Source organism: Micromonospora vinacea (genome assembly GCF_015751785.1).
In the GTDB taxonomy this organism is placed as follows: domain Bacteria; phylum Actinomycetota; class Actinomycetes; order Mycobacteriales; family Micromonosporaceae; genus Micromonospora; species Micromonospora vinacea.
The window spans coordinates 810909-826463 of record NZ_JADOTY010000001.1; the positions used below are offsets into that span (position 1 = coordinate 810909).

The window sequence follows — 15555 nt, forward strand, 5'->3', positions numbered from 1 at the left end:
CTTACCATTCCTCGTGCGTCAATACGGCCTGAGGCTAAGGGCGATCGGGGCGTTGCACAAGGTGGCCAGCGTGGAACATGCTGTCACGCGTCAGGAACTCCCAGAAATGGCGTCGGGAATGGCGTCGACAATAGCCCGGACGCTTATCGGCACATCGGCCGACGTGACGCTGTTCCTCGGGAAGGACGCCACAATGCGCGTGTCGTACAACGAATACGTCTTGGTCACTGCGCTGACCCTTGCCCGTCGGCACCGTCCGGTCTGGAGTTGGACACGCTGGCGCACGGTGTGCCGTTGCGGCGCGGACCTGCCCTGCCGGGCGCGGCACCGCATCCCGATCAACCGCGGGCACTGGCCGACGTGACCGGACTCATGCCCGGCGACCTGCTGCTGATCGGCGAGGCGTGCTCAGTGCAGTTCACCGGTGACCGGGCGCTGCGCTTTCGACTGGTGAGCGTGGACCCGCGCCCGACCTACCAGGGGTGGGTGTGGTTGACCGGTTACGTACTGAACGACAAGGGCCTGGCCGTCGACAAGCGGGAGGTGTTCGTGCAACAGGCCGGCCTGCGGGTGCTCCGCGCCGCGCCCACCCGTGCCCCCGCTGATCGACTCGGGTTCAAGGAAACCGGGGTGTCCACGTAGGCGGGACACCGCGACCTCCAGAAAACCGAGTCGATCAAGGCCGAGCCGGGACCAAGGCCGAGCCGGGACCAAGGCCGAGGCAGGGCGAGGGCCGGTCAAGGCGGGTCTTGGCGGCCGTACCCAGGATTGGTGTCAAGAAACGCCCAGGTGGGTATTTGGGGGGCGACACCGCGTGGGTGCCACCCTTTCCGTCGGCCACCACGCATTCATCAGGAGGTGTGTAGTGGTCAGGATTCCTTCGCTGTCCCGCCGGTCCGAGCCGGCACCGACGCGGGACGAGAACCTCGACGGCCGCGTGGACGGCCGTGACACCCCGGTCACCGAGACCGGCCAGTCCGACGACAGCGTCGGCCGACCGGTGGTCACCGACCGGGACGAGGACCAGACGACGTACCGCAGCGCCGGCGCGACCGGCGACCAGACCAGCGAGGCCGAGCGGCGGGCCAACGAGCGGGCGGCGGTGGCCCGAGCCGCCACCGCACGACCGGCGGAGACCGAGCCGCGGGGCACCGCCCGCCCTGTCGCACCCGAGCCTCTGAACGGCACGACCCGCCCCGTCGCACCCGAGCCGGTGAACGGTACGACCAGCCCGGTCACACCCGAGCCCCGCACCGCCAACACTCTGGTGACCGGGTCCCGGCCCACCGTCGCCCCGACGACGGCACGGACCGCCGAGCGGGACGCCGACCTCGACGGCACCACCCGTCGGCCCGACACCACCGACCGTGTCACCACCGACCGCCCGGTCGACCCGACTCCGGACGTGACCACGCCCGAGCCGCCGGTGACGCGTGGCCCGAAGCCGCGCGCCAGCCTGCTCGCCACCCTCGGCCTGATCGTCTCGGTCGTCGGCGCGATGTTCGTGCTGACCGGGACCCTGGCCGGGTACGGCATCGGGCTCGGCGCGTTCGGTGCGGTGCTCGCGGTGCTCGGCCTGATGGCCACCCGCCGTCGGCACGTCGCCGGCAAGACCGACGCGCTCTTCGGCGTGATGATCGGGCTGGCCGCGGTCGTGATCGGGGTGCTCGCGATGACCGGCCAGTTCGACTGGCCGACCACTGACGGCGACTGGGTGCAGCGCTTCCGGGAGTGGCTTGACTCACAGTTTGTGGATCGTTTCTAGCGGGCACTGTTCCGCTCGCCGGTGATGCACCGGCGAACAGCCGGCGGTTCGCCGGCAGCCCGATCAGTCCGGTGGTTCACCGGCCGGGCGACACCCTTTCAGGGGCGGCGGTTCGCCGCCCCTGAAGTGTTTCCAGGGCCTGGCAGCTTCCCGGTGGGATGGGCTCCGGCCCGGAAACGAGACCCCTGCGCCAGCGACGGCCCGGCTTCGCCCGGCACGCCCCCTTTGCTCTGCTTCACTAGACGCAACACCTCACGTCCGGTATCCGGGCGTTGGCTGTTGCGTCCGATGAAGCAGAGCAAAGGCCACGCGAGACGCCTGCGGCAGGTGGCCCGGAACACGAATCCCGGCCCACGAAGCCTCCGACGCAACGATTCGCATTCGCAGAGCTCCCAGACGCAACGAATCTTCGGTCTGCGCAACTCTCGGTGGTGGATCCTGCCGCTGACGCCGCATACCGTTGAGCAACGGCGCCAGCCCGTGGGCCACGGTGGCCGGGCGCGCCCGACCCCTGGGAGCAGGACAATGACGATGGACGCCACCAGCCAGCGCCTGTTGATGTGCCGGCCGACGTACTTCGCCGTCGATTACGCGATCAACCCATGGATGGACCCGAGCGCGCCGGTCGACGCCGCGCTGGCCGTCCGGCAGTGGGAGCAGCTGCGCCAGACGTACCTTGACCTGGGCCACACCGTCGAGGAGATCACTCCGGTGCCCGGCCTGCCCGACATGGTCTTCGCCGCCAACGGCGGCACCGTGATCGACGGCAAGGCGATGGCCGTGCAGTTCCGGGACCCGCAGCGCGCCGACGAGGCGCCGGCGTACCGGGCCTGGTTCGAGGCCGCCGGCTTCGAGATGTACGACCCGAAGCACGTGAACGAGGGGGAGGGCGACGTCCTGCTGGCCGGTGACCACCTGCTGGCCGGCACCGGCTTCCGCACGGCGCACGCCGCACACGCCCAGTTGCAGGAGGTCTTCGGCTACCCGGTGATCACCATGCAACTGGTCGACCCACGCTTCTACCACCTGGACACCGCGTTGACAGTGCTCGACGAGCGGACCGTGGCGTACCTGCCGGAGGCGTTCTCCCCGGGCAGCCGGGCCGTGCTGCGCCGGCTCTTCCCCGACGCGGTGCACGCCACCATGGCCGACGCCGAGGTGCTGGGGCTGAACGCGGTCAGCGACGGGCGGCACGTGGTGCTGCCCGCGCAGGCCACCGACCTGGCCGCCAAGCTGCGCGACCGGGGCTACGAGACCATCGGGGTCGACCTGTCCGAGCTACGTAAGGCCGGCGGCGGACCGAAGTGCTGCACGCTGCGACTCCGTCAGGGAAAGGCAAGCAAGTGATAGTGGATGACATCCTGCGTACGCCGGGAGCGGTCCGGGACGCCGAGCGTTGGACTGCGCACAACTACCACCCGCTGCCGGTGGTGATCTCGTCCGCCGAGGGCGCCTGGCTCACCGACGTGGACGGGCGCCGCTACCTGGACTGCCTGGCCGGCTACTCCGCGCTGAACTTCGGTCACCGGCACCCGCAGTTGATCGCCGCCGCGCACGCCCAACTGGACCGGTTGACGCTGACCAGCCGGGCGTTCATCCACGACCAGTTCGCCGACTTCTGCCGTGAGCTGGCCGAGCTGTGCGGCAAGGACCTCGTGCTGCCGATGAACACCGGCGCCGAGGCGGTGGAGACCGGGATCAAGGTGGCCCGCAAGTGGGGCTACCAGGTCAAGGGCGTGGCCGCCGGGCAGGCCAACATCGTGGTCGCCGAGGGCAACTTCCACGGGCGGACCACCACCATCGTGAGCTTCTCCACCGACGAGGACGCCCGCGCCGACTTCGGGCCGTACACCCCGGGGTTCACTGTCGTGCCGTACGGCGACCTGGACGCGCTGACCGCCGCGATCGACGAGAACACAGTGGCCGTGCTGCTGGAGCCGATCCAGGGCGAGCAGGGTGTGGTGGTGCCGCCGGAGGGTTACCTGCCGGGCGTACGCCAGGTGTGCACCGAGCGCAACGTGCTGTTCATCGCCGACGAGATCCAGTCGGGTCTGGGGCGTACCGGCGCGACCTTCGCCTGTGACCACGAGGGCGTCGTGCCGGACATGTACCTGCTCGGCAAGGCGCTCGGCGGCGGCATCGTGCCGGTCTCCGCGGTGGCCGCGAACGCCGACGTGCTCGGGGTGCTCAAGCCCGGCCAGCACGGCTCCACCTTCGGCGGCAACCCGCTCGCCTGCGCGGTGGCGATCGAGGTGGTCCGGCTGCTGGCCACCGGCGAGTTCCAGCGCCGCTCGGCCGAGCTGGGTGAGCGGCTGCGCGCCGGCCTGGAAGGGTTGGTCGGCAAGGGCCTCGTCGGGGTACGCGTCCGTGGCCTGTGGGCCGGTCTGGACATCGACCCGGCGCTGATGAGCGGTCGGGAGGCGTGTGAGCGGCTCGCCGCGCGCGGCGTGCTCGCCAAGGACACCCACGGCTCCACCATCCGGCTCGCCCCGCCGCTGGTGATCACCGAAGAGGAGATCGACCTGGCGGTGGCCCAGCTGGCCGAGGTGCTGGCCGGCTGATCCAGGAACGTGGTGAAAGGCGGGCGTCGGGGTTCCGGCGCCCGCCTTTCGCGTCAGGGACGGGGCAGGCGCATGGCCATGGTCGGGGCCTCGGCCATCACCGAGGTGGGGGTGAACGGGGCACCGGTGGGCAACTCCTCGGCCCGACCGATCTGGACCCCCGGGTACAGCTCCACCATGTCGTTCTCGCCCAGCACCCGGGACTGCTGGGGGGCCAGCGGGATCCGGTCGGACTCCGTCATCGAACCGGCCGGGCGGATACCGGAGCCGTTGGTGCTGACGTCGGTCACGATGACCTCGCCGACCCGCAGCTCGAAGCGGACGTGACCACGGCTGATCCAGCGCCGGGCCTCATCGTTGAGCCACTGCCCGAGCATGATCCCGCCGTCCTGCTCGGGAGCCCGACCGGCCACGATCGGCTGCTCCTCGCTGAGCACGAACCGCCGCCGCACCAGGCCGCCGACGCGCACCGCGAGCACCTCGGTACGCGGACGCGGGCCGCCGTCACCGAGCCGTACGCCGTGTCGGGGGCAGGTCGGCACGCCGTTGCGCAGCGCGGGCGGCGGCTGCGCTGCGGGGCTGCGGTCGGCACCCCCGGCCAGGTCGGCGAACGCGCCACCCCCACCACCGCCGCCGAACAGCGCGCAGCCCGACTCCGGGCAGCGCCACTGGCGGGCCAGCAGCTTGGCGCCGGTCGGCGACCGCTTACCGGCCACCGGAGAGTGGCCACCGCCGACGTGTGCGATGAACACCGGCCCGCCGGCGCCGGGCACCGGGGCGACCACCCGACCGGGCTGTTCGACCAGCCACGGGAAGCGACCCCGCAGCCCGTCGAAGCGGACCCGGCTGAGCACCGGCAGACCGAGCAGGTCGGCGACCTCCAACATCCGGTCACCCGGGTTGTCGAGCACCTCGACGAGCCCGTCGTCGGCCCAGCGGCGGACGACCATCCGCTCGTTCGAGGTGAGGTCGGCGTCGGAGAGCAACGCCCGGTGCACCACCGCGTAGACCTGGACGCTGTCTTCCTCCAGCTCGCGGGAGAGCGCGTCGATGACCATGCCGAGGCGGAGCAGGCTGGCCGGACGACCACCGTCGATGTCCTGGTAGCGGATCACCTCGGCCAGGTCGACCACGGCTCGGGCCAGTGACGGGTCGGTGCAGACCCGACCCTCGATGGCATCCAGAACCTTGCTGATCTCGAATCTCATGCCGCACTCCGGACGATGTCGTCAATCCGCCGGGCCAGGGACCAGCCCGTCAGCCCGCCCAGCTCTTCTCGCACCGCTTCCGCGGTGAGCAGGTCTGCCATGGGCCGACCCTACCGGGGACGACGGCCGGCACGGACCAGCGGTAGCGGGGTGTCGATCGGTCCGATACGCGCAGGCGGGGGCGGTGCCGTCTGGCACCGCCCCCGCCTTCCCCCTGGTGTGTTCAGCCGCGCAGCGGCCGCCCCACCTCGTGCAGGTGACCGAGTGCCTGCCGGTACGACTCGACCAGACCGGTCTCGGCGTACGGGATGCCCTGCTCGACGCAGTAGGCGCGCACGATCGGCTGGGCCCGGCGCAGGTTGGCGCGGGGCATGTTCGGGAAGAGGTGGTGCTCGATCTGGTAGTTGAGGCCACCGAGCGTGGTGTCCACCAGTCGGCTGCCGCGTACGTTGCGGGAGGTCAGCACCTGCTTACGCAGGAAGTCCAGCTCGTCCTCGGCGGTCGGCATCGGCATGCCCTTGTGGTTCGGCGCGAACGCGCAGCCCATGTAGAGGCCCCACAGCGCCTGGTGCACGACGGCGAAGAGCAGCGCCTTGACCGGGGACATGACCGCCAACAGCAGCGCCACGTAGGCGGCGGTGTGCACGACGAGCAACGCCGCCTCGACCGCCCGGCGCCGCATCGGGACGGTGTACTTGCCGTCCTCGCGGCCGACGATCGCCCGGATGCTCGCCACGTGCAGGCTCAGACCCTCCAGCAGCAGCATCGGGAAGAAGAAGTACGCCTGCCGCTGAGCCATCCAACGGCCGAACCCCCGGGTCTCCATCGCCTGCTCGGGCGTCCACACCAGTGCGCCCGCGCCGACGTCCGGGTCCTCGTCCTCGTGGTTCGGGTTGGCGTGGTGCCGGTTGTGCTTGTCGACCCACCAGCCGTAGCTGATCCCCACCGCCACGTTGCCGGCGAGCAGCCCCACCAACTCGCTGGGGCCACGCCGACGGAACATCTGCCGGTGCCCGGCGTCGTGACCGAGGAACGCGACCTGGGTGGTGGCCACCGCCATCAGGGCCGCGAGCGGCAGCTGCCACCAGGAGTCGCCGAGCAGGAACACGGCCACCCAGCCGGCCACGAAAGCGCCGAGGGTGAACACGATGCGGGTGACATACCAGCCGGGGCGCCGCTCCAGCAGGCCCGCCTGGCTGATCCGTCGGGACAACTGTGCGTAGTCACTACCTCGCCGTCGTACCGGCGGTTCCGCCACCGCTCCGAGCGCCATCGCTGCTCCCGTTCCGCTTGCGCCCGTACCAGGGTGGTTCGGGCTTAATGTCAAGTCTCCCGATCGCGGTAGCGGTGAGTAACCCCGACAACCCCCGAATGGGGGGTAGGGCAGGCCCTACCCCTACTGGTTCGGCTCAGCCGAGTCGGCCCACCGCAGCGCGCAGTCGAGCCAGGTCACGTCGACGCCGCTCGTAGGTGGCGGCGAGCCCGACCAGCGCCAGCCCGCCGACCCCCAGGTAGATCCACCGGGGCAGCAGGTCCCATCCCCGGGCCACCTCGTGCAGCGCCAACAGCGTCAGCACCCCGCCGCCGAGCAGCACCGGCGCCTGCCACCGGCGGGTCGCGCCGGCGAGCACCGCGCCGGTGGCCGCCGCGCCGAGGAGCAGTCGCCGCCACGGCTGCGGGTCCGGCCCGGCCAGCACCGACACGAGGCTGGGCAGCAACGCCGCTACCAGCCCCGGGCCGAGGGCCGGCCAACTGGTCAGCCCCGGCCGGGTGCGCAGCGCCAGCAGACCCGCGCCGACGGCGAGCGCCGCGGCCGGCAGGGTGTACGCCTCCAGCACTGTCACCCCACCGGCGGCCAGCAGTACCCAGGCCCCGAGCAGTTCGCTGCCGGCGGCGATCCCGGCGAACGGCCACCGCCGACCGGCCGGTTCATTCCGGCGCAGCAGCCGCAGCGCGACGGCGACACCCCAGAGCACGCAGACGGTGGCGAGGTGCCGCGCCACCTCGACGGCGAGCACCGCCGCCACCAGCGCGACGGCCTGCGCGGCAGCGTCCAGCACCCGTCCCAGCCGGGCCCCCGCCGGGGTGACCACAGCGGCGGCCAGCACCAACGCGGCCACCACCAGCAGTGGGTACGCGGCAGCCCGCAACGACAGCCCGCCGGCGAGTGGGGCGGTCACCGCCAACGCGGACGCCGCGCCCACGGCGGCGAGACAACCGGCGACCCGTACCTCGAACCGGCGCGCCCCGGCGGCGACCGCCACCGCCGCCACCAGCAGCGCCCCCTCGGCTGCGAGCGTCCCGGCCCGGGTGGCCAGCAGACCGAGCACACCGGAGGCCACCAACACCACGCCCACCGGCACGGCGACCGGTGCGAGCGCCAGGCGGGCCGCCGCCAAAGCGGTGAACAGCAGCGCGGCCAGGCCGGCGAGCAGAACGGCGGCCGGCAGCACCGGCCACGGCGCGCCGATCGCGATGAGCAGCACCGGCAGCGCCGCCGCGACGAACGGCAGAGCGGGCGGCACCGGCAGGCCGGCCCGCCGACCGGTCAGCGCGCCGGCTATTGCCAGCACGACCAGCGCGAACCCGGCCGGGAGCACCGTCGGGTCGGCGACGACAGTGGGCACCCCCGACCACACCCGGTCCCGACCGCCGTAGGGCGACCCGAGCGCTGTCAGCACCGTCGGCAGGACCGCCAGGACGGCGACGGCCGCCAGCGTTCCGCCCGCCGCCAGCAACAGCGCCGACCGGCCCGGCTCGCTCCCGTCGGCCGCCGGGCGGTCCCCGAGGGCCGCCGGGCCGGAGGCGCTCGCCGACGGCAGCAGGTAGGCGACGGACGCGACACCCAGGGCCGCCAGCGCGGCGTACAGCGCGAGCGGTTCGTCACCCGCCCCGACCAGTGGCGCGAGGCCCGGCACTGTCACCGCGACGACGGCGCCGGTCAGCGCGTACCCGATCAGCTCCACCCGGTGGCGACGGGCCGCGAGCGCCGCGGCCAGCGACAGCCCGGCGGCGGCCAGCGCGAGCCGGGCCTGCCACCACGGCGACCCGCCCGCGGCGAACATCGCCACCGCCGCGATCCCGGGCAGCGCGAGCTGCCCGACCAGCAGACCCGCGCCGGCCACCTCCCGGTACGCGCCGGTCCCCCGTCGGACGGCGAGGGCCAGCCCGACCACGGCGAGCACGCCGAGCGCCACCAGGGCACCGGCCGGGGCGGCCAGGGCGACCAGCAGCCCGTGCCCGAGCAGCACAGCACCGCCGAGCGCACGGGTGCGCAGGGCGACCGGCGGGGTGGTCGGACGGGCCAGCACGGCGAGCAGCAACGCGACCCCGCCGACCAGGTCGATGGCCACCACCTGCGACCAGGAGGCCGTCCAGCCGGCGGGTACGGCGAACAGCACCGCCACCGCCCCGGCCGTGGCGAGCACCGCCCGCGCGTTCCGGGGCAGCAGCAGCACCGTGGCGCCGATAGCCAGTGCCACCGCCGGTGCCAGCTGCCAGCCCCAGCGCAGGCCCGGCCCCGTCCCAGCCCCGCCCCAGGGCGGCAGCGACCGGCCGACGGTGGCGACCGCCAGCCCGACGGTGATCAGCACTGTCACCTGCGCCGTCCCCGCCGCGACGAACAGCGCACCGGCCCGCGGGCCGGTCCGCCAACCGCCGCCACCGTCCGCCGCCCCCGCCGGCACGAACCGCACGGCGACAGCCAGCCCGAGCGCCACCATCGCCGCTGCGAGCAGCAGCAGGGACGGCCGCAGCTCCGCCACCGGACGCAGCAGGGCGGCTGCGAGCACCGGCACCAGCAGCCCTGCCGCCACGGCCCGCAGCGCCCGCCCCCCGACGAGCCGGGCCGCGCCGAACCCGGTCAGCGCGACAAGCACCAACGGCACCCCGGCCAGCAGTGGCGAGCCCCCCGCCCGCCCACTGACCAGCGGCACCACCGCGCAGGCCGCGGCACCCACCAGCGCGGCGACGTGACCAACGCCGGCCAGCACCCGGCCGACGAGCTGCGCCGCCCCTTCCCGGCCCCGCAGCGCCGCCAGCACGGCCAGGTTCAGCGCCGCCACCCCGAGCAGTACCAACGCCCACCCGGCCGCACCCAGCCCGGCCTCGGCGGCGAGCAGCGGCAACGCCGGCTGGGCGGCCACCAGGGCGGCGAACCAGGGCCCTGTCAACCCGCTCCACCGGCCGTACGCCACGGCGACCGCCGCGCTGGCCCCCCCGACCAGCGCGGCGTACCGGCTGCCCGGCCAGCCGGTCACGCCGGCCAGGTCCACCGACCAGGCCGCGTAACCGTCCAGCACCACCAGCAGCAACCCCACCGCGGCGAACGTCTCCGCCGTACCCCGCAAACCTCGGCGGACCGCCAGCAGCGGCACGCCCAGGGCGAGCGCGGTGAACGCCACCAGGATCAACGCCCGCCCGGCGACCCCCACCGCCGCCCAGGCGACAGCGGTGAACACCACCGCCGCGGTGCCCAGCAGGAGTCCACCGAGGACGAAGAGCAGACCTTGGACCGTCCGGGTCGAGGTCTCCGCCGCACCCGGTCGCGAATCCGCCGCCACCCCGGGACCCGGGCCGATGGACGGCGCCGGGCCGACGAGAGCCGCCGGGCGCGCCACGACCGAGGCGGCCAACCCGGCCCGGACGACCGCCGCCAGTTCGGCCCGCCGCCGCGACACGGTCGACAGACGTCCGGCCAGCTCGGTGTACGCGCGGCGCGCCTGCTCCACCTTCGGCTCAAGCTCGGCGGCCTCCCGGCTCAGCCGAACCACCTCGGCGGCGATCGGGTCGGGCGCGCGCCGGCAGCCGGAGCAACCGGCGCTCAGGTCGGCCGGCGCACCGCAGGCGGGGCAGGGGTAACGGGTGTCGTCCACCCGGTCATCATCGACAGCCGACCCGGGCGCCACCCAGAGTGCGCGTACTCAGGATCGGGTGTGCTCGTACACCCAGGTCGCGTAGTCGGGGTTGCCGCTCTCCACCCTGGACACCAGGATCTCCGGCACCTCGTACGGGTGGCTGACCCGGATCTGGTCCAGCAACGCGGTGAGCCGATCCGGTGCGGTCTTGAACTGCACCGACCACTCGGTGCTCGTCTCCATCCCGGACCGCCACCAGTAGGTGCTGTCCACCTGACCGCCCACCTGGGCGCAGGCGGCGAGCCTGCCGGCGACGGCCGCAGCCGCCAACACGTCGGCGACCGAACGCGCATCCACCACCGTTGTCACCACGCAGATCTCGTCCACGCCCGCACCCTACGCGGCCAAACGCCGCGGAGCCCGCCTTTCGTTCGCGACTGCGGGGCTCCGCTTCGCTGCACTCCTCGCGCTCACCGGAGCCCGCCTTTCGTTCGCGACTGCGGGGCTCCGCTTCGCTGCACTCCTCGCGCTCACCGGTTAGCGGCGATCCAGGCATCAATCTGCGCCCACCAGTCGAAGAGCCAGTCGATGCGTTCCTGCCGTCCGGTCGGTACGTCCTCCGGCGGCACCGACCAGAACCGCATCACGATCCGCTTGTCCATCGGCAGTTCCCGCCACACGTCGGTGACGGTGAGCAGCCGGTCCAGCCCGGTGTGGGCGACGAAGATGACCCCGGCGTCCGGTGCGGCGTCCAGCGCGGCGAGCATCCCACCGGGTTGCGGGGCGAGCACGTGGCGCATCCGCTCGGCGCGCAGGGCCATTCGTTCCAGGCCGAGGGAGCGCAGCCGGGCGATGGCGCGCAGCCGTCGCCTGGGGGTGAAGTTGCCGCCCTCCGGAAAGAGCACGAAGGCGTCGTTGTCGTCCAGGCCGGTGGCCAGATGCCCGACCTGGCGTACCGTCTCCTCGCCGCGCTCCGGTGTCGGCGCTATGAACCGGTTGGGCAGCCGGTTGAGCAGCACGTCGATTGCCGGATCCCACTGGAGGCTGTCCTTGAGGACGATCCGGGGCTCCCGGTGGAACCAGTTGACCAGCCCGTGGATGAGGATGAACGAGTCGCCAGGCCCCGCGTGCCGGCAGAGCACCAGCTCGGGTCGGCCGGGCAGCGCCGTGTCCGGGTCGGTGCCGACCACGTCGATGCGCAACCGCAGTGTCCAATGTGCCTGCCAGAACAGCACCCGCAGGAACCAGCCGGCCAGCACGTAGTGCGCGCGCTGGAAGGCCGGCGACCGGGTCCGCCAGCCGAAACCGGAGACGACCCAGAGCAGGAAGAGCGCGAGTAGCGCGGCCGCGTCCCAGACCAGGTAGAAGCAGCCGATCCAGAGCAGTCGCAGCGGGCGCAGCCGGCCCGGGACCAGCGGGGACGCAGCGGCGGCGAGCAGCGCCCAGATCGGCAACGTGGTGACCACCAGGAAGGCGACCAGTACGACGGCGGGGGCCAACAGCAGCCGACGCAGCCACCGGGGAGGCAGCGGCATCACCGCTCCTGGTGGGTGGCGAGGTACCGCCGGGAGGCGGTGTACGCGCGGCTGATCCGCCGTCCCACAGCCGCCATGTCCCGGTACGCCCACGGCGTGTCGTCGCGGGGGTTGAGCCCGCCGGTGGGCAGGACGTGCACCTCCACCCCCTCGGGCAGCGCCGCCATCTCCCGGAAGAAGCGGTGCCGGCGGGAGATCTCGAACGCGACCTGCGCGATCTCCCACGGCCGACGGGGCGGGGTCAGCTCCCGTTCGATTCGACCCACCTGGAGGACGTAGATCCGGCGGGCGCCGACGGCCACCGCCTCACCGATCGGGATGGAGTTGACGATCCCGCCGTCCACGTAGTGCGCGCCGTCGATCTGCATCGGCGGAAGCAGGCCCGGCACGGAGGCCGACGCCATCACCGCCGGCACCACCGGACCGCTGTCGAACCAGTGCTCGGCGGCCCGCTCGATGTGGGCGGCGCAGCACCGGAACGGCACCCGCAGATCGGCGAAGGTGGTGTCCACCCCCAGCTCGGTCTCCAACAGGCGGCGCAGCGGCCGGGGTGAGTGCAGGTGGGTGCGGGCGGCGAAGCGGCGCAACTGCCGGGCCACCGAGTCGCCGTACACCTCGCTCGCCTCCGGTGAGGCCCAGAGCCGGACCAGCCGGTCGGTCACGGCCTCCGACGGGTCGGCGGCGACCAGCGCGCCGTTCACCGCGCCGATCGAGGTGCCGAGCACCATGTCGGGTTGGATGCCGGCGCGGAACAGCGCGCGCAACATGCCGACCTCGACCGCGCCGAGCACTCCCCCGCCGCCGAGCACGAACGCCACCGGTCCCCCCGCCATGTCTCTCATCCTGGCACGGGCCCGCCGCCGACCGATGGGCTGCCGTCGCCCGGCGGTCAGCGCACGGCAGGCACCGTCCGCCGACGGCCGGTGGCGGCGGCGTTGACAGGCCGGACGCATTCGCGCAACCTGATACGGCTCCCACCCCTGAGGCAGGTGCGATCCGTGAAGGCAGCGCTGCATCCGGGCCGATTGCTGGCTCGCAGATACCGACTTCTGGACCAGATCGGCGCCGGTGGCATGTCGGTCATCTGGCGTGCCCGGGACGAGGTGCTGGACCGGGTGGTCGCGCTCAAGGTGCTCGCCCCGTCCCTCGCCGCCGACGCGCGGTTCCGGGGCATGGTGCGCGAGGAGGCACGGGCTGCCGCCCAGCTGGTGCACCCGCACCTGACGTCCGTGCACGACTACGGCGAGACGGTCGACCCGGACGGCTCGATCACCTCTTTCGTGGTGATGGAGCTGCTCAGCGGCGAGGAGTTGAAGCTTCGGCTCACCGAGGGGCCGTTGCCGTGGACCGAGGCGGTCCAGGTGGGCGCGCAGGTCGCGGACGCGCTGGCCGCCGCGCACCGGCTCGGCATCGTGCACCGGGACATCACCCCGGCCAACGTGATGATGACCGGGACGGGCGTCAAGGTGCTCGACTTCGGCATCGCCACCCGGATCGGCGCGCCCGACGAGGACGAGGACGGCGAGACCTTCGGCACCCCGGCGTACGTGGCCCCGGAACGTCTCGACGGCGCGCCGGCCCAACCGTCCACCGACGTCTACTCGCTCGGCGTGCTGTTGCACGAGGCGCTCACCGGCCGGGTTCCGTATCCGGCGGACACCTGGGAGCAGCTCAGCGCCGCGCTGGCCAGTGGCCCGCCGCCGACGCTGGCCGACCTACCGGACCTGCCCGCGCCGGTGGCCCAGATCTGCCTGCGCAGCCTCGCCCGGAACCCGGCCGATCGGCCGACCGCCCGGCAGGTCGCCACCGCGCTGCGCGACCACTCGCTGCCCGCCGAGCCCCCGACCGCGACCATCCGGGTGCCCACCCAGCCGATGCCACCGCAGTCGCCGGCCGTGGCGACGGCCAGCGTCCCGGCAGCGGCGCGACCGGATGCGGACACCTCGGACGGCGGGGCCTCCTCCGGCGCGGGCGGACCGGCGGCCGGGTCGGGCTGGTCGCGGCGGCGGCTGGTGCTGCTGCTGGTGCTGGCCGTCGGGGTGACCCTGGCCGGGGTGGCCCTGCTGCCCGAACAGCAGCCGACCCGCCGGGCACAGCCCTCCGCCGGGCCGGTGACGACCCCGTCGACCGGGCCGCCGGCCCCCGAGTCGTCCGCGCCCATCACGTCGGCGCCGCCGACCGCGGCGCCGCCGACGAAGCCGACCACCGGCGCGCCCACCTCGAACCCGGGCACCCTGACCGAGGTCGCGAACCGGGTCGACGGGTTGATCGGCGCCGGCCTGGGCGCCGGGGAGATCCGCGACGACGTGGCCCTCGACCTGCGCAACGAGCTGCGCAACCTGACAGTGGCGGTCAGTTCCGGCCGCGAAGAGCTGGCGCCGCCGGTGGCCCGGCTGCGCGCCAAGGTCACCGTCCGCCTCGGTGAGGGCGGCATCAGCCCGGCGTACGCCTCCCGGCTCGACGCCGCCATCGCCGAACTGGGCGCGACCGGGGCCTGACCCGGCGACCCGGCTGGGTCAGCGCACCGGCACCCGGGCCGGTTCGTTGACGTCGTGCCGGCCGACGGCGAAGCGCCGATAGACCTCCGCGTAGCCGCGCGCCATCCGCTCGACCGAGAAGTTCTGCGCGACGTGCGCCACGCAGTCCTCCGGGTCGAGTCGCTCCGCCGCGAGCAACGCGGCCGGTAGCTCCTCGGACCGCTCGACGACCAGCCCGGTCCGCCCCGGCTGCACCAACTCGGGCACCGCACCCCGGTTGAGCGCGACCACCGGCGTGCCGGTCGCCATCGCCTCCAGCATCACCATGCCGAACGGCTCGTCCCACTGGATCGGCATGATCAGGCAGCGGGCGTCGACAAGCATCCGCAGCGTCGTCGCGCGGTCCGCGTTGAGCACGACTGTCACGTCGTCGTCGATCATCGGCGCGACGACCTGCTCGTAGTAGCGGCGCTCGGCCGGCTCGTTGCACTTGCCGGCCAGCAGCAGCGGCAGCCCGGCCGCCCGGCACGCCCGGATGGCGGTGTCCGGGCCCTTGTCCGGGCTGAACCGGGCCAGCCACAGCACCGGCCCCGCACCGGGCGTGTGCTTGCGCGGGAAGCCCCGGATGTCCAGCGCGTTGTGCACGGTGCCGGCCCAGGGCAGGTTCGGGTTCAGCCGACGCTGGGCGTGCGAGATGGCCACCAGAGCGACGCCTCCGTCGATGTCGCTCAGCACGTCGCCGTACTCCCCGACGGGGTTCCCGTGCACTGTCGCGACCGTCGGCACGGCCCGGCGGCCGGCGACCAGCGGACCGATCGTGGTGTGGTCGTGGATCACGTCGAAGTCGGCCACGCTGATCAGCCGATTCACCCGGGCCAGGTGAGCCAGTTCGGGCAGTGACTCACCGAGCCGCTCGTACTGGACCTCGGCGACGGTGGAGACGAAGCCGTCGGCCGCGGTGCCGTGGTCACCGCCGGCGCCGAACAGGGTCACCGCGTGTCCCTGCTCGCAGAGCGCGTCCACCAGGGCCGCGACGACCTGCTCAAGGCCGCCGTAACCGGGCGGCGGAACGGACAACCACGGCGGAACCACCATTGCGATGCGCAGCGACCGCTCGTCGGACCGGCCTGCGGGCGGGTGGTTCACGGCCACG

Annotated in this window: 13 protein-coding genes; 6 read left to right on the plus strand and 7 right to left on the minus strand. The window is 73.3% G+C overall.

Annotation, left to right across the window (positions count from 1 at the left end):
* Nucleotides 1-70: 70 nt before the first annotated feature.
* The 5 genes from IW249_RS03940 (at nt 71) to rocD (ending at nt 4326) form a co-directional block, all read left to right on the plus strand.
* Nucleotides 71-364, plus strand: a complete 294-nt coding sequence (locus tag IW249_RS03940) for a hypothetical protein (RefSeq protein WP_196925102.1) — start codon at nt 71-73, stop codon at nt 362-364.
* Entirely contained in the window at nt 361-642 is a 282-nt protein-coding gene (locus IW249_RS03945) for a hypothetical protein (RefSeq protein ID WP_307788509.1), read from the plus strand. The genes IW249_RS03940 and IW249_RS03945 overlap by 4 nt, the downstream gene beginning before the upstream one ends.
* A gap of 223 nt (nt 643-865) precedes the next feature.
* Complete coding sequence (locus tag IW249_RS03950) at nt 866-1765, plus strand: thrombospondin (protein ID WP_307788510.1); 900 nt, start codon at nt 866-868, stop codon at nt 1763-1765.
* Nucleotides 1766-2296: 531 nt separating this feature from the next.
* Nucleotides 2297-3112, plus strand: a complete 816-nt coding sequence (gene ddaH / locus IW249_RS03955; protein WP_196924625.1) for a dimethylargininase — start codon at nt 2297-2299, stop codon at nt 3110-3112.
* On the plus strand, nt 3112-4326 hold the full coding sequence (rocD, locus tag IW249_RS03960; RefSeq protein WP_196924626.1) for an ornithine--oxo-acid transaminase: 1215 nt from the start codon (nt 3112-3114) through the stop codon (nt 4324-4326). Before ddaH ends, rocD begins: the two co-directional genes overlap by 1 nt.
* A 53-nt stretch (nt 4327-4379) precedes the next feature.
* On the opposite strand, the gene IW249_RS03965 is transcribed toward rocD, so the two are convergent.
* The 6 genes from IW249_RS03965 to IW249_RS03990 form a co-directional block, all read right to left on the minus strand.
* Nucleotides 4380-5534, minus strand: coding sequence for an FHA domain-containing protein (locus IW249_RS03965; protein WP_196919560.1), 1155 nt, complete (start codon nt 5532-5534; stop codon nt 4380-4382).
* A gap of 223 nt (nt 5535-5757) precedes the next feature.
* Nucleotides 5758-6807, minus strand: a complete 1050-nt coding sequence (locus IW249_RS03970; protein WP_196919562.1) for a fatty acid desaturase family protein — start codon at nt 6805-6807, stop codon at nt 5758-5760.
* Nucleotides 6808-6943: 136 nt separating this feature from the next.
* The gene (locus IW249_RS03975) at nt 6944-10408 is read right to left on the minus strand and encodes an SCO7613 C-terminal domain-containing membrane protein (protein WP_196919564.1); all 3465 of its coding nucleotides are present in this window, start codon (nt 10406-10408) and stop codon (nt 6944-6946) included.
* A gap of 48 nt (nt 10409-10456) precedes the next feature.
* On the minus strand, nt 10457-10777 hold the full coding sequence (gene cutA / locus IW249_RS03980; RefSeq protein ID WP_091406014.1) for a divalent-cation tolerance protein CutA: 321 nt from the start codon (nt 10775-10777) through the stop codon (nt 10457-10459).
* 143 nt (nt 10778-10920) lie between these two features.
* Nucleotides 10921-11925 carry a 1-acyl-sn-glycerol-3-phosphate acyltransferase gene (locus tag IW249_RS03985; protein ID WP_196919567.1) on the minus strand — a complete coding sequence of 335 codons (1005 nt, stop codon included), beginning with the start codon at nt 11923-11925 and terminating at the stop codon, nt 10921-10923.
* Nucleotides 11925-12758: a patatin-like phospholipase family protein gene (locus IW249_RS03990; protein WP_196919568.1), complete on the minus strand. Its 834-nt coding sequence runs from the start codon at nt 12756-12758 to the stop codon at nt 11925-11927. The genes IW249_RS03985 and IW249_RS03990 overlap by 1 nt, the downstream gene beginning before the upstream one ends.
* A gap of 165 nt (nt 12759-12923) precedes the next feature.
* Between IW249_RS03990 and IW249_RS03995 the strand changes: the two genes are divergently transcribed.
* Nucleotides 12924-14423 carry a serine/threonine-protein kinase gene (locus tag IW249_RS03995; RefSeq protein ID WP_196919569.1) on the plus strand — a complete coding sequence of 500 codons (1500 nt, stop codon included), beginning with the start codon at nt 12924-12926 and terminating at the stop codon, nt 14421-14423.
* A gap of 18 nt (nt 14424-14441) precedes the next feature.
* Here IW249_RS03995 and IW249_RS04000 read toward each other — a convergent pair whose 3' ends face one another.
* Nucleotides 14442-15497: a glycosyltransferase family 4 protein gene (locus IW249_RS04000; protein WP_196924627.1), complete on the minus strand. Its 1056-nt coding sequence runs from the start codon at nt 15495-15497 to the stop codon at nt 14442-14444.
* Between the last annotated feature and the right edge of the window lie 58 nt (nt 15498-15555).